Below are 23,567 nucleotides of genomic sequence, written 5' to 3'. Positions count from 1 at the left end.
GATGAGCCATGAAAAGGATAGAACATATTACCAGTAAAATGAACGATTTGTTAATCATGAATGCTGAAGTTGAAAAGATGTACTTAGAACTTTTTAATAAGCTAAATGATTATGAACTCAAAACACTTATTAAGGAGCGTGCTGAGCAGCGGAATGAGTTTAATAAAGATTTAAAGTTTGAGATTATTGAGCTTGGAGGTAAACCTAAATATGCCAAGGCAGCTAAAAGTGAGTTTTATAAATTTTGGATGAATTTTAGAAATCTTTTACTTCTTGAAGATAATAAAGATTTGTTCTATGAATTATATGACCTAAAAGAGTTGAGTGTAAAAAAATACAACGATATTTTACAAGAAATGCATTTACCACTCTCTTCATGTAAGCTTTTAATAAGGCAGCGAGATAATATTCAGGATGCAATGGATGCCTTAAAGCGCGAGGAGCATCTTGTCGTGGTTTAGGTTTTAGCAGTCAAAAAGACGATGCGGTATGCTTCTTTAAAGGTATAAATCAATTAAACCATCAGGAACCCTAACGGTTATAGTTTTAGACTTTCTATTAACGTTAATTATAAATTCATCATTCATAGGAATCAATATTTCTGTTCCTTCTCTATCAATTTCAAATAGGGCTTGCGCGGTAGAGTCATTAATGCCTTTTATAGTACCAACCTCTCCAAAATTTTCGTCTAAAATTTTAAAACCTACAACTTCATGAAAGTAGAATGTGTTGCCTTCTAGTTTTGGCAATAAATCTAGAGGTAAATATAGGCCACTTTTCATAATAGCATCTGCATCAGATTCGCCATCTACATCTTCAAATTTGATGCGCAATAATTGAGATTTGTGTAGTTGACTGTTTTCAACAAAAAAGGGAACTAAGTTGTTTCTAAGCTCTAGAAAAACAGCGTCAAGATGCTCATAAATCTCTGGTTCGTCGGTATCTAATTTAGCTAATACTTCACCTTTAAAGCTATACTTTTTAACAATCCTCCCAAGGTAAAAGCAGTCTTCTTTTTTCATGACAAATTATGGATTTATTACTTTAAGCGGTTTTAGTATGTATGAGTTTATCTATACTGAAACATAATCAGTATAAGGCAGAAAACAATTTTGCATAAAAAACTCCGATATTTCTATCGGAGTCTAAAAGTATAAAAAATATTTTTTTATTCTTCTTCGTTTGCAGCTTCAGCTTCAGCAGTAGGAGCTTCCTCTTCTGTAGCTTCTTCCTCAACTACTGGTGCAGCAGCGGCAATTCTAGCTTCGTTAACTGCTTTTTCAGCAGCTAAGGCTTCAGCTTTAGCTTTTGCATCGGCCTCTGATAAACCATCAGTTTTAGCTTGAATCTTCGCAGTCTTCTCTTCTAACCAAGCGTTGAATTTTTCTTCAGCTTGCTCTTCAGTTAAAGCCCCTTTTCTAACACCACCTGCTAGGTGATTTTTTAATAAGGCTCCTTTGTAAGACAATAGGTTCTTAGCAGTATCTGTTGGTTGTGCTCCGTTCTGTAACCACTTTACCGCGCCATCAACATCTAAGTCAACAGTTGCAGGGTTTGTGTTTGGATTGTAAATACCTAACTTTTCTAAGTATTTACCATCTCTTTTAGAGCGAGCATCTGCAGCTACGATCCAATAAAAAGGTTTTCCTTTTTTACCGTGTCTTTGTAATCTAATTTTTACTGGCATAATAATTAATTATTTGAGGTTCTCGACCTCGGTTATTAATGAGGGCGCAAATATACCATATTTTTTTAGAAATCAGCGTTTTATTTACTGTCAAATTTTAAAACAATAAACATACGGGTTCAGGAACCTTAAAATCGTGCAAGTAAGCAAGTGTACCAGTATTTTTGTCAATACTAAATACAGCTATATTTTCAGTTTTCATATTGGCTACTAAAAGAAATTTTCCTGTGGGGTCTATTGTAAAATTACGAGGCCAATCCCCGTGAACAGGCATACTTTGTACTTTATTAAGTTTTCCGTTTTTACTATTACGCTCAAAAACAGCAATAGTATTCTCGCCACGGTTAGAACCGTATACAAAACGCTCATCTTTAGATATATGAATGTCTGCGCATTTGTTGAATTCTGTAAATCCAGGTTCTAAAGTGCTATCTTCGTCAATTTGTTTGAATCCTTTTTTTGTTCTTTTAATGCTCGTAATGGAAGCGCCATATTCGTTAATAAGGTAAATAAACTTTCCGTCTTTGGTTAGTTTAAAATGTCTTGGGCCTGGGTTTCCCTTCGTTTTAATAATGGCGTCATCTTTTAAAGTGTATGCGTCATCTTTTAATATGTATTGGTACAGCGCATTTCTTCCTAAATCAGCCACAAATAATTCATCATCAAAAAATAAGGCAGAATGCGCATGAGCTTCTCTTTCCTTGATATTATGATTAAACACTTGAGAGGCTTCTGCTAAACTACCATCCTTATTAACTGGGTATAGCGCAATGGTGCCGCCTGCATAGTTTGATACAGCAACTGTTTTGCCGTCTTCTCGAATTGAAATATGGCAAGGCCCTTTGCCCATACTGCTAACACGAGTTAGTAGCTGTAAACTACCGTCCTCCTTTATTTTATATGATGAAACATAACCACTTTCGCTCCCATTAGTAGAGTACAAATGTTTTCTGTCTGGTGAATAGACTAGAAAAGAAGGGTTGTCAATGGGAATGGCCAGCTTTAAATCGCTTAAAGCTCCTGTTTCGGTATTAAAATTGAGTTTGTAAATGCCTTTACTGTGCTCTCTGGTGTATGTGCCTATGTAAAGTGGCGATGTTTGGGCGTAAGTATTAAAACAGAACAATAAGGTAAGGAAGTAGAGAAATAATTTCATAGCGTGTATTAAGTTAAAAAGAAACTAAATTATAATAAATATTTTTAAATATACCATTTTTCAGGGCTTTGAAAACGAAATGGTACTTTCAAAAATTTACAGACTCTTTATCAGTATTGATGGCATTGTACAGTTGCCCAAGTAAAAATAATGAGATTAGTTTTTTTGTTCACAACTCTTAAAAACTTCCCTTTAAAAAAGTAGAAATTCTACCTATTTTTATATGCTCGTTCTTTTCGAATCTACGACTAGACGAATCAATAAATAAACTTTTTTATGTACTTAATCTTTGATACCGAAACTACTGGATTGCCAAAACGTTGGGATGCTCCTATAACCGATACCGATAATTGGCCAAGGTGCATACAAATTGCATGGCAGTTGCACGATACTATGGGGAATTGTGTTGATAGTCAGGATTATTTAGTGCAGCCTGAAGGTTTTAATATTCCGTATGATGCAGAAAAAATTCATGGTATTTCTACGGAATTAGCACAAGAACAAGGTGTGCCATTAGCCGAGGTGTTAGAAAAGTTTAATGCTATTTTACAACGGACTAAGTTTGTGGTTGGGCAAAATGTAAAGTTCGATTTGAATATTATGGGAGCTGAGTTTGTGCGCGAAGCGGTGGAAAACCCATTGCAAGAGCTTCCTGTTTTAGATACCTGTACCGAGCATACAGCAAATTTGTGTAAGATTCCTGGAGGACGCGGTGGACGTTTTAAACTACCCACACTAACGGAACTACATGAACATTTGTTTAACGAACCTTTTGCTGAGGCCCATAATGCTACTGCCGATGTAGAAGCTACCACCCGTTGTTTTCTTGAATTAGTGAGACTCAAGCAGTACACAGTCAAACAGCTAGATGCAGCGCCTGATTATTTGGAGACATTCACTCAAGAAAACCCTGAGCCTTTTCAGCTTATAGGATTAAAGCATATTAATCTCAAAAAGGAAAGTGCAAAAATTCAAGCACGATTACAAAAGGCAGAAGCTGGTATTTCTTCCGAATCCATTAAACAAAACGTTTCAGATTTAGCCAATGTAGATTTTGTACATCTGCATAACCACTCTCAGTTTTCGGTATTGCAGTCCACTATGGGGGTTGCAGATATTGTTTCTGCTGCAGCAAAATATAATATGCCAGCGGTAGCCTTAACAGACCACGCGAATATGATGGGGGCTTTTCATTTTGTAAATGCAGTTAACAAAGTGAATAGTGGTATAAAAGCGAAGATTGACGAAGCTGAAGAAAAAGGAGAAACTACCGATGCCAAGCTCATTAAACCGATTGTGGGCTGTGAGTTTTTTGTGTGCGAAAACCATACCGATAAATCTAGGAAAGATAATGGGTATCAGGTGGTACTAATCGCAAAGAATAAAAATGGCTATCACAATCTGGCAAAGTTATCATCGTATGCCTTTGTAGATGGGTTTTACTATGTGCCTAGAATTGACAAAAAGTTAATCAGGCAATATAAAGAAGATATTATTGTACTTACTGGTAACTTGTATGGCGAAGTGCCAAGCAAGGTTTTGAACGTAGGCGAAAATCAAGCTGAAGAAGCTTTAATTTGGTGGAAAGAAACATTTGGGGATGATTTATATGTGGAATTGATGCGCCATAATCAAGAAGATGAAAACCGTGTAAATCCTACATTGATTAAGCTAGCGAAAAAACATGATATAAAATTAATAGCTACAAACAATACCTATTATCAAGATAAAGAAGATGCCAATGCTCATGACATCTTACTATGTGTAAAAGATGGCGAAAAGCAAGCAACACCTATAGGTCGTGGTCGCGGATATCGCTACGGATTACCAAATCAAGAATACTATTTTAAGTCTTCGGAAGAAATGAAAAAATTGTTTCAGGATATTCCAGAAGCTATTTTAAACGCGCAAGAGATTGTTAATAAGGTTGAGGCCTTTCAATTGGCACGTGATGTATTATTACCAGCTTTTGATATTCCTGATGAATTTAAACACAAGGAAGATTTAGTAGATGGCGGCAAGCGTGGAGAGAATGCTTATTTAAGGCACTTGGTGTATGAAGGCGCCAAGAAACGTTATGGTGAACCTTTGACCGAAGAGGTAACAGAAAGGCTAGATTTTGAGCTAAATGTTATTGAAAACACTGGCTATCCAGGGTATTTCTTAATTGTTGAAGATTTTATTCGAGAAGCACGAAATATGGATGTTTCCGTTGGACCCGGACGTGGTTCGGCGGCAGGTTCGGTAGCAGCTTATTGTTTGTGGATTACCAATATAGATCCTTTAAAGTACGACCTGCTTTTCGAGCGTTTCTTAAATCCAGATCGTATTAGCATGCCCGATATTGATATTGATTTCGATGATGAAGGTCGTAGTCGGGTAATGGATTATGTAATTGAAAAATATGGTGCCAATCAGGTGGCTCAAATTATTACCTATGGAACCATGGCGGCTAAGTCCTCCATCCGAGATACAGCGCGTGTACTCGATTTGCCATTATTTGATGCCGATAGAATAGCAAAGTTAATTCCTAATATGTCTAAACTGAATAAGATTTTTGGTTTAGATGAAAAAGGATTGGCAAGTAAATTTAGAGCTGAGGAGTTAGAGAAAGTTAACGAGCTTTTAAATATTGCTGAAGGTTCCGACTTACAAGCAGAAACGGTTAACCTAGCAAAAACATTGGAAGGTTCTGTTCGTAATACAGGGATTCATGCCTGTGGCGTGATTATTACGCCAGATGACATTACCAAATTCGTTCCAGTTTCGGTAGCTAAGGACTCCGATTTGTATGTGACCCAATTTGATAACTCGGTGGTTGAAGATGCGGGGTTATTAAAAATGGACTTCCTAGGTTTAAAAACACTTACCCTAATTAAGGATACAGTAAAAATTGTAAAAGCGAAGCATGGTATTCAGCTCGACCCAGAGAGTTTTCCTTTAGATGATGAAGAGACTTATGCTTTGTTCCAAAGAGGTGAAACCGTAGGCGTATTCCAATATGAATCTCCTGGGATGCAAAAACACCTCAGAGATTTAAAGCCTACCGTGTTTGAAGATCTTATTGCAATGAATGCATTGTATCGTCCGGGGCCAATGGAATATATTCCAAGTTTTGTTAGAAGAAAGCATGGCGATGAAGAAATTGAGTATGATTTGCCGGCTATGGAAGAGTACTTGAAGGAAACTTATGGTATTACGGTATACCAGGAGCAAGTGATGTTACTTTCTCAAAGTCTTGCTGATTTTACTAAAGGTGAGGCCGATGTATTGCGTAAGGCGATGGGAAAAAAACAAATTGCTGTTCTTGATAAAATGAAGCCTAAGTTTATTGATCAAGCCAGTGCTAACGGTCATGATGCTAAAATCCTTGAGAAAGTATGGAAAGACTGGGAGGCCTTTGCTAGTTATGCGTTTAATAAATCACATTCCACCTGTTACGCGTGGATAGCCTATCAGACTGCCTATTTAAAGGCGCATTATCCAGCAGAATATATGGCTGCCGTATTATCTAATAACATGAACGATATTAAACAGGTTACCTTCTTTATGGAAGAATGTAAGCGTATGAAGTTGGATGTTTTAGGGCCTGACGTAAATGAAAGTTATTATAAATTCTCTGTAAATAAAGATGGTGCTGTTCGCTTTGGTATGGGTGCTATTAAGGGAGTAGGTCATGGTGCTGTGATGACGATTGTTGAAAACAGAAAAGAAGATGGGCCGTATAAATCTATTTTTGATCTGGCAAAGCGTATTGATCTGCGAGCTGCTAATAAAAAGGCGTTTGAAAATTTGGCTCTAGCTGGTGGGTTTGATGGTTTTGGTGGGACACATCGTGCGCAGTATTTTTACGATGAAGGCGATGGCATAACATTTTTAGAAAAGGCAATAAAGTACGCGCATAAACATAAAGAAAATGAAAACTCAGCGCAGGTGAGTTTGTTTGGAGAATCAAGTGAAGTGCAAATAGCAGAGCCTGAAGTGCCTCCTTGCGAAGAATGGGGGACTATGAAAACACTTAGCAAGGAGCGCGAAGTAGTAGGGGTATATATTTCAGGACACCCACTGGATGATTTTAAAACGGAAATGAATACCTTTTGTAATGCCTCCGTAGGTATGTTCAATAATTTAGAACCGTATGTTAATAGAGAGCTCGTTTTTGGTGGTGTCGTAACCGATGTGCAACACCGTGTAAGTAAGCAAGGAAAAGGATGGGCGTTATTTACCATTGAAGATTATACAGATAGCTATGAGTTTAGAATTTTTGGTGAAGAGTATTTGAAGTTTAGACATTTTTTACTTCAAAATAATTTTGTGTTTGTTAAAACCTTTGTTCGTGAAGGTTGGGTGAATAAGGATACTGGTAAGAAAAGTGACCCCAGATTACAATTTAATAACTTTCAATTGTTACACGATGTAATGGAGCAATATGCGAAAAAGCTTTCTATTCAGGTTGATATTAATAATCTAGATGAACAACATATACTGTCATTAAAAGAGCTTTTAAATATGCATCCAGGTAACCAAGCTCTTAGTTTTGTTGTTTACGATACCAAAGAGAAGATGAAACTAAACATGCCTAGTAGAAGGCAAAAAGTTAAAGTTTGTCAAGAGCTAATTGGCGAGCTAGAATCGAGGCATGTTAGGTTTAAACTGAATTAACGTGAAGGTAAGTCTATTGGTTTTGGAACTTTAGTTAACATCTAGAAATTAATTATGATAATTTTTTAGTTTGATAGGTAGGACTTTTTCAAAGTAAACTGTTCTATTCATATAAATCAAATTATAAAAAGTTGTTATGAAAAAGATTCAAAGTTTATTATTGTTATCCGTTTTTGGATTCATTGCATGTGAAAATCAAGATGTTGAGGTTGCCGATTCAAACCTTTTAGAGCAAAACGCTTTGGCCACGGAGCTCGTGGCAGAAGAAACAGAGATTGTATTAGATGATATCGTTATGTATTCAGATAGTGCTTTTGGAATTGATGCAAGTACTTCAAAAACCTCTACGGATAAAGACTCTCTTGGTAAAAATCGAGGACGGTCAAAGTTTTTTAAAGAATGTGCTAGTATTGTTTCTGAAGTGTCCGATGGTATAGTAACAACTACAATTACCTTTGATGAAAATTGTGAGGATAGGCATGGCAATGTTATTTCTGGAACCATTGTAAAAGTTAAAACAATTGGGGATGCAAGTAAAGAAAAGGTTGTGACTATCACAGATTTCAGTATTAATGGGTATGTTGTTAATGGAACCAAAACATATACTTTTGTAGAAAGCAATGCTAATGGTAACCCTGAAATGAATGGAACCGTAGATATGACTATTGCCACAGAAGAAGGAATTAGAACGAAAAAAGGGAATAGAACAGTTGAGATTACGGCTGGAGGAGACACAGATAGTTGTTATGACGATGAAAAAACCATAACAGGTGCTGCTGTTTATACAAATACCGAAGGCTTAAGTAAAACGGTAACAATTACAAGCCCTTTAGTGAAACCGGCAGAATGTAGATATATTGCTTCTGGGGTAAAAACCTACGAGGTTTCAGCAGGAACCGTTACCCTTGATTTTGGTGATGGTACCTGCGATAATGTCGCTACCAAAACAGCTATGGATGGAACGGAGACAGAAGTAAGGCTCGGAAAAAAAAGAAAGAAATAACAGCGGTTTAAAAATGAAAAGATAAAACACCCGTTTCATTGTTACGGGTGTTTTTTATAGGCATTAATTTAGACGAGTCAAGTGTCTTTAGAATTTAGATATGTTCCTAAAGAGTTTAATGTATTATCCCAGAATTTCTCGTAGAACTTCAGCCATTTGTTAACTTCTTGAAGTTCTTTAGGATTAGCATTACAAAATCGCTCACGTCCTTGCGACTCGATATATACTAAACCTGCTTCTTCCAAAGTTTTAATGTGTTTGGTAACGCCTTGTCGAGTCATTTCAAACTGATTTGAAATTTGAGTAATGGATAGTGCAGAAGCGGCGATTACCAAGGCATGAAAAATATCACGCCTTGTTGGGTCTGCTATGGCTTTAAAGAGTTTGGTAATGTTATCCTGCATTTACAATCTCTTTTAGGTAGTTGGTTAAACCAGAAATGCAATTGTCCCACCCTCCATTAAAGCTTTCGAACATGGCAATAGCAGTTTCACCAGTGTATCTAGAAATGCCTGAATGCTCTAAGGTAAGTTTTGTGCCCTCAGAAGTCCTTTCTAACAACCACTTTACCGTAGTTTCAATTTTGGTATCTGCCACAACCCAAGTGTAAATAAGTAAGTAGGGTTTTGCATTTTTTACCACGCCACTAATTACAGTACAACCTTTTTCGTTGGGTTCGGCCGTAAAGGTGTATTTGTACCCTTTTTCGGCTTTAAAATCTGCTTGGATAAACCAAGATGATATTTCGTCGGCTTTTGAAATGGCATTCCAGATTTTGTCAATGTCATGATTAAAAATCACTTCTTTTTTAATAATGTCGTTCATAATTGTTCGTTTTTCTTGATTAATATGCAACTATACGGTTGCTAAATTAAAATAAACAATCCAAATAGGCAACTTTTCGGTTGCTTATTTGGATTGTTCTAGTTGGGTTGTATGCATTTGGGAGTGTATTCCTAATGTATAAATTAAGTTAACCCCCTTTTCATGTAACATAAAGATATAGGAGCTGGGCCGACCGCTATCATGTGGATATCATAAAAAAATAAAGAAAATAACCCCCACCAATAAGACTATAAAGAAAACAAATTGTTGAATTGTAAGCTTTGGACTTTTTTTTGACTAATTTTGTGTAATTAAAATAATTAAGAACTTATTAAATATAAATATTATGGCATTAGAAATAACAGATGCAACGTTTGAGGAAACGGTATTAAAGAGTGATAAACCGGTTTTGGTTGATTTTTGGGCTGCTTGGTGTGGGCCATGTAGAATGGTTGGTCCCATTATTGAAGAAATAAGTGGTGAATATGATGGTAAAGCGGTTGTAGGGAAAGTTGATGTTGATGCCAATCAGGAATTTGCTGCTAAATACGGGGTTAGAAATATCCCAACAGTTTTGGTTTTTCAAAACGGTGAAGTTGTAGGTCGTCAAGTAGGAGTAGCTCCTAAAAACGCTTATACAGAGGCGATAGACTCGCTGCTATAAAAGTATATTGAAAAAGAAAAATGAAAAGGTTTGCCATTATGGCAAACCTTTTTTTATTTTTAGATGCTAAGAGTTAACTAAAAAGAAACATTAAAAATATGAGTAAATTAAAAATACAAGACGCCATTGATAGTAAGTTGATAGAACAACGTAAAGTGTTTTTGTGGGGTCAAGTAGATGATAAATCTGCTAAGCATGTTATTGACAGGTTATTATATTTGGATGCCTTAGGTGCTGAAGATATTCATTTGTATATAAATAGTCCAGGTGGTTATGTAACTTCTGGTTTTGCTATTTATGATTGTATTAAATCACTTAACAGTGATGTGTCTACAATTTGTACAGGACTTGCTGCTTCTATGGGGTCTATTTTGTTGTCTGTAGGGACAAAAGGCAAACGTTTTATTCAACAACATGCGCGTGTCATGATTCATCAACCAAGTGGCGGGGCGCGTGGACAGGCAAGTGATATTGAAATTACAGCTCAAGAAATTCTTAAAACCAAAGAATTAAGTGCTAAAATTTTAGCGAGTAATTGTGGGCAGGATTTTGACAAAGTAATGAAGGATTTTAATCGCGATCATTGGATGGGTGCTGATGAATCTGTTGCCTATGGTATTGTAGATGCTGTGATTTAGATACATATTTATAATAAAAACCCATATTGAACATATGGGTTTTTATTAACATTTCACTTATGCAAAAACTTATTAGCTTATTAGTACTTGTGGTCTTTATTACGTCTTGTAATAAAAAACAAGAGCCTGTGTCTTTGTTGAGTTCAGGTATATCATTAGATATGGCTAACTATAGAAAGCAACAGGTAGATAGTGTGGTTTATGATTTATCATTCAACATTCCTGAAAAGAAAGATGAGCCTATACCAGCACAATTAAAGTTACAATTGCAAATTAAGGATTTAGACTATCCTCTGTATTTAGATTTTAACGCCAGTAGTAAGCTTTTAAAGAGTGTTGTAGTAAATGATGAAATAGTTGCCATTGATCATAGAGAAGAGCATCTCATTATTCCTCAAGATTATTTGAAATTAGGGCATAATAATATTGCTGTAACCTTTAATGCTGGCGAATTATCATTAAATAGAAACGATGATTATTTATATACCCTATTGGTGCCAGATAGGGCAAGTACCTTGTTTCCTTGCTTTGATCAACCCAATATAAAGGCGCAGTATGTTTTAAATATTACAGCACCAAAACATTGGGAAGTTATGTGCGGTGCACACTTAGATAAATTTGAAAATCAAGGGGATTTCACCCAATATCAGTTTAAGAAGTCTGATAAAATGAGTACCTATTTGTTCTCTTTTGTGGTTGGTGATTTTAAACGAACTAACCAACAAATAGAAGGTTTAAACATGACCATGCTATACAGGGAAGATAATAAAGATAGGTTAGAGGCTAGTACAGATACCATTTTTAAGTTACACCATGAGTCTCTGGTATTTCTGGAAAGCTATACCAAGTATAAATTTCCTTTTCAGAAGCTTGATTTTGCTGTTATTCCTGGATTTCAATATGGTGGTATGGAACATGTTGGCGCTATTCAATACCGGCAATCTTCACTGTTTCTAGATAGTAATGCTACTCAAAACCAAGAGCTCAATAGAGCTCGATTAATAGCTCATGAAACCGCTCATATGTGGTTTGGTGACTTGGTCACTATGAGATGGTTTGATGACGTGTGGCTAAAAGAAGTTTTTGCCAATTTTTTAGCAGATAAAGTGACCAGCCAATCGTTTCCTGAAATAAATCATGGGCTTAATTTCATGTCAGATCATTATGGAAGCGCTTATAGTGAAGATAGAACTACGGGCGCAACCCCAATAAAGCAACCTCTTGATAACCTCAAGAATGCAGGTACTTTATACGGTCGTATTATCTATAATAAAGCACCCATTATGATGAGGCAATTGGAGGCTTTAGTAGGAAAGGAAGGGTTTAGACATGGCATGCGTAACTATATAAAAACCTTTGCTAATGACAATGCCGATTGGGAAGACTTAGTTGCCATTCTTGATGAAGAAATCCCTGAAGATTTAAAACAATGGAGTGCCGTTTGGGTAAATAAACCAGGTAGGCCACTTATTTTAGATTCTATAGTTTATCAAGATAATACTATTAAGCATTTTAATATTTCTCAAAAGGCAGAAGATGGTAGTCATAATATTTGGCCTCAAAAATTTAAAATAGGCTTAGTATATAAAGATAGTACAGCGGTTGTTCCAATAAAAATTAGCTCTCAAGAAAATGATATAACACATTTGATAGGCTGGGAAAAACCAGAATCTATTATTTATAATTATGATGCTTTTGGTTATGGTGTATTCCCCATGAAGCATTTAAATATAGAAGATATTCCTCATTTAGATGACGATGTTGCTAGAGGTTATGCCTATATTAATTTATATGAAAATGTTCTTACCGCCCATGTAAACCCTAGAGATGCACTTGATGTTTTTTTAGAAGGCCTTACTTCTGAAAAGGAAGAATTGGTTTTAGGTATTATTAGAAGCCGAATTGTGTCTGTATTTTGGAATTTTATATCAAGTGAGCAGCGTACTGCTATGCAAAGCGATATAGAAGGCGTAATTTACCAACAACTCATAAGTGAAGACTTATCACCAAGTTATAAGAAAACCCTTTTTGGGCTGTATAAAAGTATTGCATATTCAAAGGAGGGCCTAAGTAATTTATATGATATTTGGAGTAAAACCAAGCCAATAAAAGGACTGCATTTAAATGCATTTGATCTTACTAATTTGGCGGCAACCTTGGCTATTTATAACCATCCGCATTCAAATACAATTTTAGAAAAAGCCTTAAATGATATTTCAAATCCAGATAGAAAGAAGCGATTTGCATTTTTAATGCCGTCATTATCTCAAAGCAATCAGGTGCGAGATGATTTTGTGATGTCTCTCAAAGATTCTGGAAATAGAGAAAAAGAAAGCTGGGTTTCAACCGCGCTATATTATATCAATCATCCGTTGCGTCAAGAGGCAGCTCAAAAGCATTTAAGATTTTATTTAGATTTGCTTGAAGACATTCAAATTACTGGAGACATTTTTTTTCCAAAATCATGGCTTAACGCCACACTTGGAAATTATTCTTCAGAATATGCATATCAAATTTTAGAACAGTTTTTAGCTGATCATCCAGATTATCCAACGGTTTTAAAAAATAAAATTTTACAGGCTTCTAATGGCATATACAGAGCAAAACGTATTAGATTAAAATATCCATGAATTTAAGACATGAACTGAATAAGGCTGAAGGCTTTAAAAATCTAGAGTTACTTGCAAAACAGGTGGTAGAAGGGTTTATTGCAGGGATGCATAAAAGTCCGTTTCATGGGTTTTCAGCAGAGTTTGCCGAACACAAAATTTATAACCAAGGCGAAAGTACCCGCCATATTGATTGGAAATTATTTGCTAAAACAGATAAACTATACACTAAGCGTTATGATGATGAAACTAATTTACGTTGCCATATAATCTTAGATAATAGTAGTTCTATGCATTATCCCTTGCTCAATACATTTTCTATTGATAAATTAAATAAGGTAGCATTTTCGGCCTTGGCCGCGGCTTCGCTTATGCAAATTTTAAAACGACAACGGGATGCTGTAGGGCTTAGCATATACAGTAATGCGTATGATTACTATGCGCCTGAAAAGGGTAGTGAGCGTCATCACCAAATGTTACTAAGTCATTTAAGTGATGCCGTGGTATCCAAGCCTAAAAGCAAGCAAACAGAAACCTACAAGTTTTTACATGAAATTGCCGAAAAGATACATAGACGTTCTTTAATTTTTTTGTTTACAGATATGTTTCAAACATCTGAAAACCCTGAGACCCTTTTCGAGGCTTTAAGGCATTTAAAGTATAATAAGCATGAGGTTATATTATTTCATGTTTTTGATAAATCTAAAGAATTGAAGTTTGATTTTGATAATACGCCAAAACGGTTTATTGATGTTGAAACGGGGGAGTATATAAACTTATATTCAGAATCGATTAAAGAAAACTATAGTAAAGCGGTTGCTGACTATTTTAATACGTTGCGTTTAAAATGTGCACAGTACAAGATAAAATATGTGGAGGCTGATATTAATCAAGATTTTAATAACATCCTCACAGCGTATATGATAGAGCGACAAAAATTTGCTTAGTAAAAAAAACACAAAAAAAGCTAATAAAAGGTTTGAGATATTAAAAAAGGCGTGTATATTTGCAACCGCAATAATGCAACGGTCTGGTAGTTCAGTTGGTTAGAATGTCGCCCTGTCACGGCGAAGGTCGCGGGTTCGAGTCCCGTCCAGACCGCAAAAAATTGCAACAAAAAGCTCTGAGAAATTAGGGCTTTTTTTGGCAATTACAAGAAGTTGTGTTGTTCCTAGAGAAATCTAGGATGTAGTTACCAAAGCAATTTGGTATCCAATGGAAAGCTTTCCTTTTTTCTTAATTGAAAATTGTGAAGCTTTTTTGTTTTTACAGCTATTTTTTTAACTACTGTGACTTTGGATCAAGCCAAATGTTGTGTTTATCCTTATTTAAAAGAGATAGGTGATTTAGTTGGTATTGAGTTTAACTTAACCCATCGTATTGCAAGAAAGACTTTTGCTAGTGCTGTATTGTTGTACAATAATGTGCTAACGGAAGTTGTGAGTAGGCTATTGGGTTATAGCAAATTACAGACTACGCAGGAAAGTTATGGAAGGTTGAGGAAGAGAGGATTAGTCTGGAGGTTAATAAATTGAAAGATAGTGGTTAGCCTTTTTTATGAAATCTACGCTGTGCATTTCAACGAAAATATAGCAATAAATTACACCAAATAGAGGTACTATACGCGTATATCTTTAAATCAAACATTATTTTTGTTAAAACCTGTAAAATAGAAAGTTATGAGTGTGAAGTTTTTAAAATCAATACTATTTACTACATTTATTTTAATAGCGTTGCTATTTGTGAACTGTGAGGATAATAATAGTAGTGAAACAAATGAAACAGCTAGAGTTCAACTAAAGTTAGTTGATGAACCAGGGGATTATGAAGAAGTGAATGTTGAAATAATAGATATTCAATACCAGTCTAATGAAGATGAAGGATGGCAGAGTTTTACACCAGAAGGAGAATTTCCTATAAATGTTGATATTACAGAGCTTATTGCAGGTAATAGTCTATTACTTGCAAATGAAGTTGTACCTGTTGGTATTTTAAAGCAAGTAAGACTTGTTTTAAGTGATAATAATACTTTAAAAATTGAGGGGGAAGAAGAGCTTATACCTTTGGACACTCCTAGTGCACAGCAATCTGGGTTAAAACTTAATTTAGATGAAGAATTAGAAGCAGGATTTGTGTATTCATTTATCTTGGATTGGGATGTACAAAAATCTATCGTTAAAGCTGGTAACTCTGGGAAGTATATTCTGAAACCTGTAATTAAAGTAAATGCAGAAATTAGTTCTGGTTCTATAAGCGCTAAGGTAATTGAAATTGTAGAAGAGGTTGAAACACCAATAATTAATCAAATAGTAGAAGTTTATTCTACAGATGATGTTTTAGTTAAAGATACATTAACTGATGAAAATGGAAACTTTGTAGTACAAGGATTAGAAGCAGGAACTTATACCCTAAAAATCACAAAAGAAGGTTATTTAGATTTTACATCAACAGAAATAACCGTTACAGTTGGTAATGTAGAAGTTTTGGAAAATATAATATTAGAATTAGAGTAAGTTAAGGTTAAAAGAGAACTAGCTAAAAATCAAGCCCATTCTATACGAGTGGGTTTTTTATGGAGTTAATTTTGTTTTGTAATATTTAACTTTCTTTTTTGTAAGAACAGCTGCTTTTCAACGAAAATATTTTACGTATTGTCTGATTAAGGCTATATTTGAATTGATAACCTACTTAATAAAATGTTATGAAAAATATAGCAAAATTATCTCTTTTGAGTTTGTGCGTATTAATTTTTGGATGTAATATTGAGAATTTAGAACAATCTGAAAGTCAAACATTAACGGAGAAAAGATCATCCAAAAAAAATAAAGATTTTGACCTTGAGGAAAGTGATAGCTCTTCTGATAATACATCGGATGAACATTGTCATTCAGTTAGTTTAATTGCAGGACAGCATTATGACATTGGAACAGTTACTATAGATGTTGATGGTGATATTTTAACAGTGACTTACAATACAACTGGTGATTGGGTTTTAAATGCTACGCATTTACATATTACTAGTTGTGAAGAAGATAGTTTTCCTACTACAGGAGCTAACAATCCTAAAATAGGTCATTTTGATTATGCAAGTGAACATGAAGATGGTACGACACAAGTAACTTACACTATAGATATAGGAGAAATAACAGGTGAATTATGTTTTGCTGGACATGCTGAAGTAGATGGACCATCTGAAGAAACTGCTTGGGCCGAAGGCAAAGATTTTGGGGGTAATAGTTGGGCAATGTATTTTGAAGTAGATTTAACCGATTGTAACAGTGATGACGGTAATGATGAAGATCCTCCTATGTACGGATAGATATATTTTTAAGGTATATTGGGACTTAAAAGTGTAAATAATCAAATAACCTCATGAATTAGTTATATCTAGTTTAACTTAACAATATAACGGAAAGCTTTCCTTTTTTCTTAATTGAAAATTGTGAAGCTTTTTTGTTTTTACAGCTTTTTTTTAACTACTGTGACTTTGGATGGATCAAGCCCAAATGTTGTGTTTATGCAAAAATTTGTGTTAATCTAAATAAGAAGAATTCGGTGTTTTTCACGCCTCTATATTGACTTCTAAAACTTTTATTTTTGCGTTAAAGGATCTGCCGAAGCATTGGTGACTTTTTCTCAATTAAGGTGTCTTATAATTGCTATTAATCAAAAAAGAGTTTGCTGGTAAATGCATGCTTTTTATAAACGAGAGTTGCAAGAGATTGTGACTCTTTTTTTTCAATATTATTGGCAGAAAAATTTAAAATGATTTAAGACTAAAAGGACCCTGCTTTTATGGCTATCGAAGGTCTTTTTGTGTTTACTCGAAATGTGAATTTCAAAATTTATAAAGTCGCTTTGTATGTTTTCTTTTTGCTGAATGCATATGGCTCCTCCGGGGAAGTAAATAGTTAAGTCTTTGTCGTAATCTTGAAGGTATAATTCAAAATCGGCACTCATCCAATTTAGGAATTGCCTGTATTGTGCGATACTGGCAAGTGATTCTTTTAAAGTTTCTGTAATCTTGGTTGCTTCATTAATTGCCATTGGCATGTGTCTTTCTAAGGTTTCAATCATATTATAAGGCCTTATGCGCATTAAGTTTTAAAAAACTTAAGGTGTTGTTTTTATTTAGTATCACAAAGTATGTTTGTCCATTTATAGTAACTTGTTTAATGGCTTTAGTTTCCTTATTATTAAAATAGCTGGAATCGTTTAGGTATTCTAATTGTGTTCCATTCCTGTTAAGTAGTACATAGCCTTTTGAAGCGTCGTATCTTATAGTTTCTACTTCGGCCTCATAGATATTACCTACTCCAAAAACATCTTGAAACCCATCGGCATTAAAATCATGTGTTATAAAGCTCAATGTTGGGCTAAACTGGGCTTCAATAGGTAATTCTTGAATTTCAAAGGACACGCCATTGATATTTTTTAAGAGTATAGAACTAAAGTTTGTTGCTTGGTAATGGGAGGCTTTATCTAATGCCTTGGATCCATATATTTCGGGTAAGGTTGAATTGGCAAAGGCTTGGTAGGTTTTTAACTTTTTGTTTATAAATGGGGTTTGCTGGGACGAGCATTCTTTGCCGCGAACAGGTAAAAGATCTCCTGTTTTAGATACCTTACTTAAAACAACATCAAAAGATTCATTATTGTCTAGATAATCGGCGTAGATATGTAAGGGCTTTTTGTTTGAGGGATGAAACTTGTTATTATGGCCCCAGTTTCCAATTAAATAGTCTTTAAATCCATCATGGTTATAATCAAATTCTTGAATGGTTTGGCACCATCCAGAAAACGATTGGAGTTCAGGGAATTGTTTGATTTTAAAAGCATTGTTGTCGTTTTCATAACAAACAATCTGCATCCATTCTCCAACAATAAGTAAATCCAAGTCACCATCGTTATCAAAATCTGTAAAAATGGCATCGTTAGGCATGATTAGCTCTTGTTGATCTAACCCTTTTTCTTGGGAAACATCTTTAAACTGTCCGTTTTTGTTTTCTAACAATAACGATGGGTTTGCAAGTGGATATTTACCATGAATAACCCCACCAGCTACAAAGGCATCTTGGTCGCCATCTTGGTCCCAATCGGCAAAAACAACCTTTTTTGTATTCATAAAACGCTTTGGTAGTTTGGTTAAGCTAAATTTTCCTGTACCGTCATTTTTATAGAGTCTATCTTGAAGTAGGTTGTTTTCAATAGGGACTTCATAGCCTCCAGAGGTCACATACAAATCTAAGTCACCATCGTTATCAATATCTACTAAGGCGGCATCCGTATCTTCAAAGTCTTTATGACTTTCAAATAAAGATATGTTTGTGGCATGAAACATTCCCGCTTGATCTTGCGTAAAAAGACCTGCGGTTGCTCCTCTCGCATTACCAATAAATAAATCGTCAAGCCCATCATTATTAATATCTCCAATCGCAATCGCAGAACTTTTCTCAGACTGTTTTTGAGGGAGTAACAATTGTAGTTTAAAATCGTCAAAGTTGTTCTCTTTTTGCTTAATGTTTATGCCCAAGCTTTCGGCAGAAACGGTCTCAAAAAGCGATGCTCTTTTTGGGTCGATGGTCATATCTGGTTTACTATTTGCATGGGATATTACAAGACGGGTATTAATAGCTGGCTTTAAGATAGTTTGGCTCTTTTTGTCTGGCCAAATAATTTGTAAACTATCAATAGCTTCTTGATTGCCAAGACCAAAATGCAGTTTGCTCGATATGGCAGATTGGAAGCCTCTGCTAGCATAGGCCGTTTTAGATTGCCCTGAACCATTAGTATAAAGTATGACTTTACAACCAATGCCAAAAGTGTTGGTTTTCGGGCCATTTAAGGTGATAGATAAGTGATTACCATGGGTGTTGTTTTGGTAAATAGAGGCCACATCACTTTGATTATTAGTTATCAAATCTAGGTCGCCATCATTATCTAAATCGGCGTAGACAGCACCACAAGAATTTACCTTCCGATTAAGCCCCCAATTAACAGTTTGATTAACAAAACCAAGGGCTCCCGTATTACCAAAAATATAATTGCTGAGTTTTTCTGAAGGCATCATACCAATAGCTTCTTCAAGAGATACTTTTTTACGATTTCTAATATTGGTACGCATTTGATTCCTGAAATCTTGATTTGATAAATCGTGCTCAATGCCATTTGTAACAAAAATATCTTTGAAGCCATCGTTATTGAAATCTGCAATCAATGGCGCCCAGCTCCAATCGGTTTTAGCAATGCCTGCAAGCTGTCCTATTTCGCTAAACGAACCATCGCCATTATTTAATTGCAGCATATTAGACATATATTGATGATGATAGCCTTGCTCAACCAACAAGTTAAAATTACTGGTGCTCATGGAGGCCATATTTTCCTTACTACGAATATGGTCTTCTGCCAACATATCTAGTACCACTAAATCTGACTTTAAATCGTTGTTAATGTCGGCGAAGTCAGACCCCATACTATTGGCCGAAATATGGTTGAAGTGTTTTAGAGCTTCATCTTTAAATGTACCGTTGCCTTGGTTTATATACAGGAAATCAGGTTCTAAAAAATCGTTAGCGACAAAAATATCAGGTAAACCATCATTATTAAAATCTCCGATACTAGCGCTTAGCCCCCAAGCTTTATTTTCTATACCTGCCACTTTGGTAATATTTTTAAAATATCCATTATCATTTCTAAAAAGTTGATCGGAGTGGTAAGGCTCTTTTTGAGCTTGAATTGCGGGGTTGATAACCGTATTATTTTGAAAGTCTGATCTGTGATTAACCAAGTACATGTCCAAATCGCCGTCGGTATCAAAATCGAAAAAATAGGCTTGAACAGAAAACCCAAAATGGTCTAGGCCAAATCTAGCGGCGTCTTCTTTGAAGGTGCCATTTTTCTGGTTGACAAATAACTTATTTTTTCTTTGCTCATGACTTTTTAGGGAACCCGATTTACAAACATAAATATCTAACCAACCATCATTATTTAAGTCAACCATAGTCACTCCTGTAGTCCACCCTCCTTGGTCTTCTACTCCCGCTCTAGAGGTGATGTCTTTGAACTTAAAACCGCCTTCATTAATATAAAGGGCGTTTGATTGTTGATTGGAGGTAAAATATAGATCATCAAGTCCATCGTTGTTTACATCGCCAACAGCAACACCTCCACCATTATAAATGTAGGCGTAATTCAAAAAATTAAAATAGAGATCTTCTTTTATGTTGTTTGAAAAAGTAATATTTGACTGTTCGGCATGGACAAGGGAGAACAAAGTACCCTTATCCAGTGGGCTTTCCTTTGCTTTTGTACAGTTAAAAAAGAAACAGAAAGTTAAAGGAATAACCAGAGCATAATAAATTCGAGGTATGTTATGCTTTATTGATGTCATGAGGTTTTTAGTATAAGATCCTTAATGTACTGCAAATTGTTGTTTTATAATGTTGTCGATAGGGCTTTTTACAAAACCCCCTGCACAGATACCTCGCTCTTTAAGAGCCCTTTTTATGTAGTCTTGAGCGTAGTAGGCAATAGAGCCCACAAAGTGAATGGGTACCTCTTTTAAGGTGTCGCGATATTTTAAGACATGGTTTTCAATAAATAGTTGCATACCCGTATATAGCATGTCTTGACAAAAAGGGTGTGACTCACATTTAAATAAAAAAGGAGCAAAAGAGGCCAGATATTTATTAGGAGTCTTTGATTTATAAAGGCCTTTTATAATCTCTTTTTCCTTGAGATTGTATGTCTTTTCAAATAAACTTAAGAGCTCTTTGGGCATTTTTTCATAGAAATAAGCTTTCAATAACATTTTTCCAAAAAAGTTACCGCTTCCTTCATCCATCAGGGAATAACCTAAAGCTGGTGTTTTTAAATGAATATGCTTACCATCGTAGTAACAACAATTTGAGCCTGTGCCCAGTATGCACACAACCGCTGGATCTTTAGTGGTTGCTAAAACAGCGGCCATGGTGTCTTCGTTCGTATACGCCTTAGCATTTTTAAAAAACGACTCTAATACGCTATTTACTTTTTTTTGACTTTTTTTAGTGCCACAGCCGGCACCAAAGAATTTTATATCAGAGACCTGATTCTTATATAAGTTTAAGGTTTCAGAGGTTGTTAATACCTTTTCAAAGTCTTTTTTCGTGATTATAGCTGGGTTAAGTCCCTTAGTAAAAACCCTAATAGGTTCTGTTTTGTTTGGGTCACAGAGTATCCAATCGCATTTTGTTGATCCACTGTCGGCAATAATAACCATATTAACGAGTTTGAAAATTTGTTTTACAATAAGTGATAAGAATTTCTAAAGGGGCTACAATAACCACTTCGGTATCCATAAACTCTTGTTTAAGAACTTCTAAAGATGTATTTAAATCATCGAGATCGTGTGTCGATACTTTTTGAGCTTCAAAGCATTTAAGAAGCAAACCTGATGTTTTGCTTAAGTGCTTAGACAACGGTTCTAAAGCACTTATCTTTGGATTTAATGTTAGTTTCGAAAAATTTGAATAATTAACCTGCCACTGTTTCAAGAAATGAAGAACGGCTTGTTGAGCGCTTTTGGTATCTTCTTTTTGAAATGCTATCACAGCCTTATTGAAGCTTAGCGCATCTTTTGCATCTACAATGCAGGCATCGGCAAATAAATTAAAAGGTGAGAATGTTTTGTATTCTATACCATCTTTATTTCTTGAATACACTTTTAGGGGTTCGCATATATTGGATAGCTCTTGCAATGCAGAAATATCTTGATTGTTTGTCATGCTTCTTAAAATCACAGCTCTGTTCTTTATGTGTGTAATGCCTTGTTCTTCTAGTTGATACGATATAACGGCTAAGCGCTTTTGCATATGTTCTAAGTCTCGTATTTCTTTAGCCGACCAAAAGCGTTCTGCAATGGCTGCTGTTCTTGGCCAGATTCTGGAGTCTATGGTTAGAGGAGTCACCAATTCGCTCCACATAGTGGCTTCTCCACCAAGTACCCTTTCGCGTTCTTCGGGAGTAAGCGCGATGTCTCCAATGGGTTCAATGCTATAATGATGATCTACAGATAGCATTCTATCAATATAAAAACCGTTTGATAACACGGTTTGGTAGCCGCTTTTAGCTGCTTTTATAAGGGAGCCTCCATTGGGTAAGCCTTCATTTTCACCACGCCAAGAATGAATAACTGCCGATGTCGGCATACCTGGAGTCATAATTTCATCCCAACCCATGAGTTTTTTGCCAAGTTTATTGAGTGTTTTCTCTAATCTGATATTAAAATAGGTTTGAAGGTCATGGTTGGTTTTGAGATTATGTTCGGTTTTAAACTGTTCAATAGCTTTATTTTCAGTCCAGTGTTTACCTTCATTTTCGTCACCTCCAATATGGAAATAGTCATCAGGAAATAAGGGTGTTATTTCAGTGAATAAATTTTCAAGAAATTCATAGGTTAATTCGTTTGTTGGATCTAGTGTTGGATGAAAAACGCCAGCGAACCTTTCAATGCTGTAATTGTAATCTGGGAGACTACCTAACTCGGGGTAGGCACTCAGAATGGCAGAGGCATGACCAGGAACATCGATTTCTGGGATAACTCTAATACCAAGTAGGTTAGCATATGCAACGACCTCCTTTATTTGTTCTTGGGTATAAAATAAGCCATCAGAGGCTTTACTTTGTAGTTTGGGATATACTTTAGATTCTATCCTAAAGCCTTGATCGTCTGTTAAATGCCAATGGAACACATTCATTTTTACCGATGCCATAGCGTCTAGGTTTCTTTTAATTACATGTACAGGATGAAAGTGCCTAGAAACATCAATCATTAAGCCACGCCAAACAAATCTGGGGGAATCGGTAATGTTAACTCCAGGGAAGTAATATTCGGTTTCAGAGTTTGTTATAAGCTGTAGCAAGGTTTGCAGGCCTCTTAGCGCTCCAATATCGGTATTGGCATTAATTTGCACGAGGCTATCGTTAACTGTTAAAGTGTAAGATTCGTCAGTCTTAATATTAAGTGGGGCATGGGTTTTGTATATAATTTGAATGTTTCCTTTTCGCTCTTTTAAGGGAAACCCTTCATTTAAAAATACGCCAGTTCTATTAGATAAACGTCTTAAGAAAATAACAGCGGCATTACGAACTCGGTCTGAATCATCAGAGCTTAGTGAGATCGTAACGTCGCTATTAATAATAAACTTAGCAGTATTTTCTGAAATGTCTTGGGGCCAAGGCATTAAGTTATAAGATTCGGTTAGGATAGACTGCGCTATGCACAATTTTAAACAAAGAGTGAAAAATGATATTGCGAGTATATTTTTTTTCATGAATTAGTGT

At 35.5% G+C, this 23,567-nt stretch carries 19 protein-coding genes and 1 tRNA gene; 11 read left to right on the top strand and 9 right to left on the bottom strand.

Annotated elements, in window-relative coordinates:
• The first annotated feature begins 8 nt into the window (after window positions 1-8).
• The gene (locus E5D58_RS03110) at window positions 9-461 is read left to right on the top strand and encodes a PA2169 family four-helix-bundle protein (protein ID WP_136480353.1); all 453 of its coding nucleotides are present in this window, start codon (window positions 9-11) and stop codon (window positions 459-461) included.
• Between the two features lie 36 nt (window positions 462-497).
• Here E5D58_RS03110 and rimM read toward each other — a convergent pair whose 3' ends face one another.
• The 3 genes from rimM to E5D58_RS03095 all read right to left on the bottom strand — a co-directional run bounded on the left by rimM (window position 498) and on the right by E5D58_RS03095 (window position 2,843).
• On the bottom strand, window positions 498-1,022 hold the full coding sequence (gene rimM / locus E5D58_RS03105; RefSeq protein WP_136480352.1) for a ribosome maturation factor RimM: 525 nt from the start codon (window positions 1,020-1,022) through the stop codon (window positions 498-500).
• A gap of 146 nt (window positions 1,023-1,168) precedes the next feature.
• On the bottom strand, window positions 1,169-1,687 hold the full coding sequence (locus E5D58_RS03100) for a 30S ribosomal protein S16 (RefSeq protein ID WP_136480351.1): 519 nt from the start codon (window positions 1,685-1,687) through the stop codon (window positions 1,169-1,171).
• A 97-nt stretch (window positions 1,688-1,784) separates the two neighbouring features.
• Complete coding sequence (locus E5D58_RS03095; protein ID WP_136480350.1) at window positions 1,785-2,843, bottom strand: lactonase family protein; 1,059 nt, start codon at window positions 2,841-2,843, stop codon at window positions 1,785-1,787.
• Window positions 2,844-3,119: 276 nt separating this feature from the next.
• Here E5D58_RS03095 and dnaE point away from each other — a divergent pair, with 276 nt between their 5' ends.
• Both dnaE and E5D58_RS03085 read left to right on the top strand, forming a co-directional pair.
• Window positions 3,120-7,505, top strand: a complete 4,386-nt coding sequence (gene dnaE / locus E5D58_RS03090; RefSeq protein ID WP_136480349.1) for a DNA polymerase III subunit alpha — start codon at window positions 3,120-3,122, stop codon at window positions 7,503-7,505.
• 136 nt (window positions 7,506-7,641) lie between these two features.
• Window positions 7,642-8,508 carry a hypothetical protein gene (locus E5D58_RS03085; protein ID WP_136480348.1) on the top strand — a complete coding sequence of 289 codons (867 nt, stop codon included), beginning with the start codon at window positions 7,642-7,644 and terminating at the stop codon, window positions 8,506-8,508.
• Between the two features lie 77 nt (window positions 8,509-8,585).
• Here the strand turns inward: E5D58_RS03085 and E5D58_RS03080 are convergent, their stop codons facing one another.
• Together E5D58_RS03080 and E5D58_RS03075 are read right to left on the bottom strand one after the other, a co-directional pair.
• Window positions 8,586-8,912, bottom strand: a complete 327-nt coding sequence (locus E5D58_RS03080) for an ArsR/SmtB family transcription factor (protein ID WP_136480347.1) — start codon at window positions 8,910-8,912, stop codon at window positions 8,586-8,588.
• Window positions 8,902-9,333 (bottom strand): SRPBCC family protein, encoded by a 432-nt coding sequence (locus E5D58_RS03075; protein ID WP_136480346.1) that lies wholly within the window; start codon window positions 9,331-9,333, stop codon window positions 8,902-8,904. Before E5D58_RS03075 ends, E5D58_RS03080 begins: the two co-directional genes overlap by 11 nt.
• Before the next feature lie 346 nt (window positions 9,334-9,679).
• Between E5D58_RS03075 and trxA the strand changes: the two genes are divergently transcribed.
• The 8 genes from trxA (at window position 9,680) to E5D58_RS03035 (ending at window position 16,563) form a co-directional block, all read left to right on the top strand.
• Window positions 9,680-9,997 carry a thioredoxin gene (trxA, locus tag E5D58_RS03070; protein ID WP_136480345.1) on the top strand — a complete coding sequence of 106 codons (318 nt, stop codon included), beginning with the start codon at window positions 9,680-9,682 and terminating at the stop codon, window positions 9,995-9,997.
• Between the two features lie 98 nt (window positions 9,998-10,095).
• Window positions 10,096-10,635 carry a ClpP family protease gene (locus E5D58_RS03065; RefSeq protein WP_136480344.1) on the top strand — a complete coding sequence of 180 codons (540 nt, stop codon included), beginning with the start codon at window positions 10,096-10,098 and terminating at the stop codon, window positions 10,633-10,635.
• Between the two features lie 59 nt (window positions 10,636-10,694).
• Entirely contained in the window at window positions 10,695-13,265 is a 2,571-nt protein-coding gene (locus E5D58_RS03060; RefSeq protein ID WP_136480343.1) for a M1 family metallopeptidase, read from the top strand.
• A complete protein-coding gene (locus E5D58_RS03055) occupies window positions 13,262-14,191 on the top strand; it encodes a DUF58 domain-containing protein (RefSeq protein ID WP_136480342.1) in 930 nt (309 codons plus the stop codon). The genes E5D58_RS03060 and E5D58_RS03055 overlap by 4 nt, the downstream gene beginning before the upstream one ends.
• Before the next feature lie 80 nt (window positions 14,192-14,271).
• A tRNA-Asp gene (locus tag E5D58_RS03050) sits at window positions 14,272-14,345 on the top strand.
• 194 nt (window positions 14,346-14,539) lie between these two features.
• Entirely contained in the window at window positions 14,540-14,779 is a 240-nt protein-coding gene (locus E5D58_RS03045; RefSeq protein WP_136480341.1) for a site-specific integrase, read from the top strand.
• A 144-nt stretch (window positions 14,780-14,923) separates the two neighbouring features.
• Complete coding sequence (locus E5D58_RS03040) at window positions 14,924-15,757, top strand: DUF4382 domain-containing protein (RefSeq protein ID WP_136480340.1); 834 nt, start codon at window positions 14,924-14,926, stop codon at window positions 15,755-15,757.
• Window positions 15,758-15,972: 215 nt separating this feature from the next.
• Window positions 15,973-16,563 carry a hypothetical protein gene (locus tag E5D58_RS03035; protein ID WP_136480339.1) on the top strand — a complete coding sequence of 197 codons (591 nt, stop codon included), beginning with the start codon at window positions 15,973-15,975 and terminating at the stop codon, window positions 16,561-16,563.
• A 425-nt stretch (window positions 16,564-16,988) separates the two neighbouring features.
• Here the strand turns inward: E5D58_RS03035 and E5D58_RS03025 are convergent, their stop codons facing one another.
• From E5D58_RS03025 to E5D58_RS03010, 4 genes are read right to left on the bottom strand one after another with little or no spacing between them, the layout of a single operon-like run.
• Window positions 16,989-17,321, bottom strand: coding sequence for a hypothetical protein (locus E5D58_RS03025; RefSeq protein ID WP_136480338.1), 333 nt, complete (start codon window positions 17,319-17,321; stop codon window positions 16,989-16,991).
• Between the two features lies 1 nt (window position 17,322).
• Window positions 17,323-20,634, bottom strand: a complete 3,312-nt coding sequence (locus E5D58_RS03020; protein ID WP_136480337.1) for a VCBS repeat-containing protein — start codon at window positions 20,632-20,634, stop codon at window positions 17,323-17,325.
• Window positions 20,635-20,655: 21 nt separating this feature from the next.
• Window positions 20,656-21,504 (bottom strand): N-acetylglucosamine kinase, encoded by an 849-nt coding sequence (locus E5D58_RS03015; RefSeq protein WP_136480336.1) that lies wholly within the window; start codon window positions 21,502-21,504, stop codon window positions 20,656-20,658.
• A gap of 1 nt (window position 21,505) precedes the next feature.
• Window positions 21,506-23,557: a beta-N-acetylhexosaminidase gene (locus E5D58_RS03010; RefSeq protein WP_136480335.1), complete on the bottom strand. Its 2,052-nt coding sequence runs from the start codon at window positions 23,555-23,557 to the stop codon at window positions 21,506-21,508.
• Between the last annotated feature and the right edge of the window lie 10 nt (window positions 23,558-23,567).

This window comes from Cognatitamlana onchidii (genome assembly GCF_004804355.1).
Taxonomy (GTDB): Bacteria; Bacteroidota; Bacteroidia; order Flavobacteriales; family Flavobacteriaceae; genus Cognatitamlana; species Cognatitamlana onchidii.
Note: the sequence above shows the minus strand (reverse complement) of the source record. Positions and strands in the feature narration are given on the sequence as shown.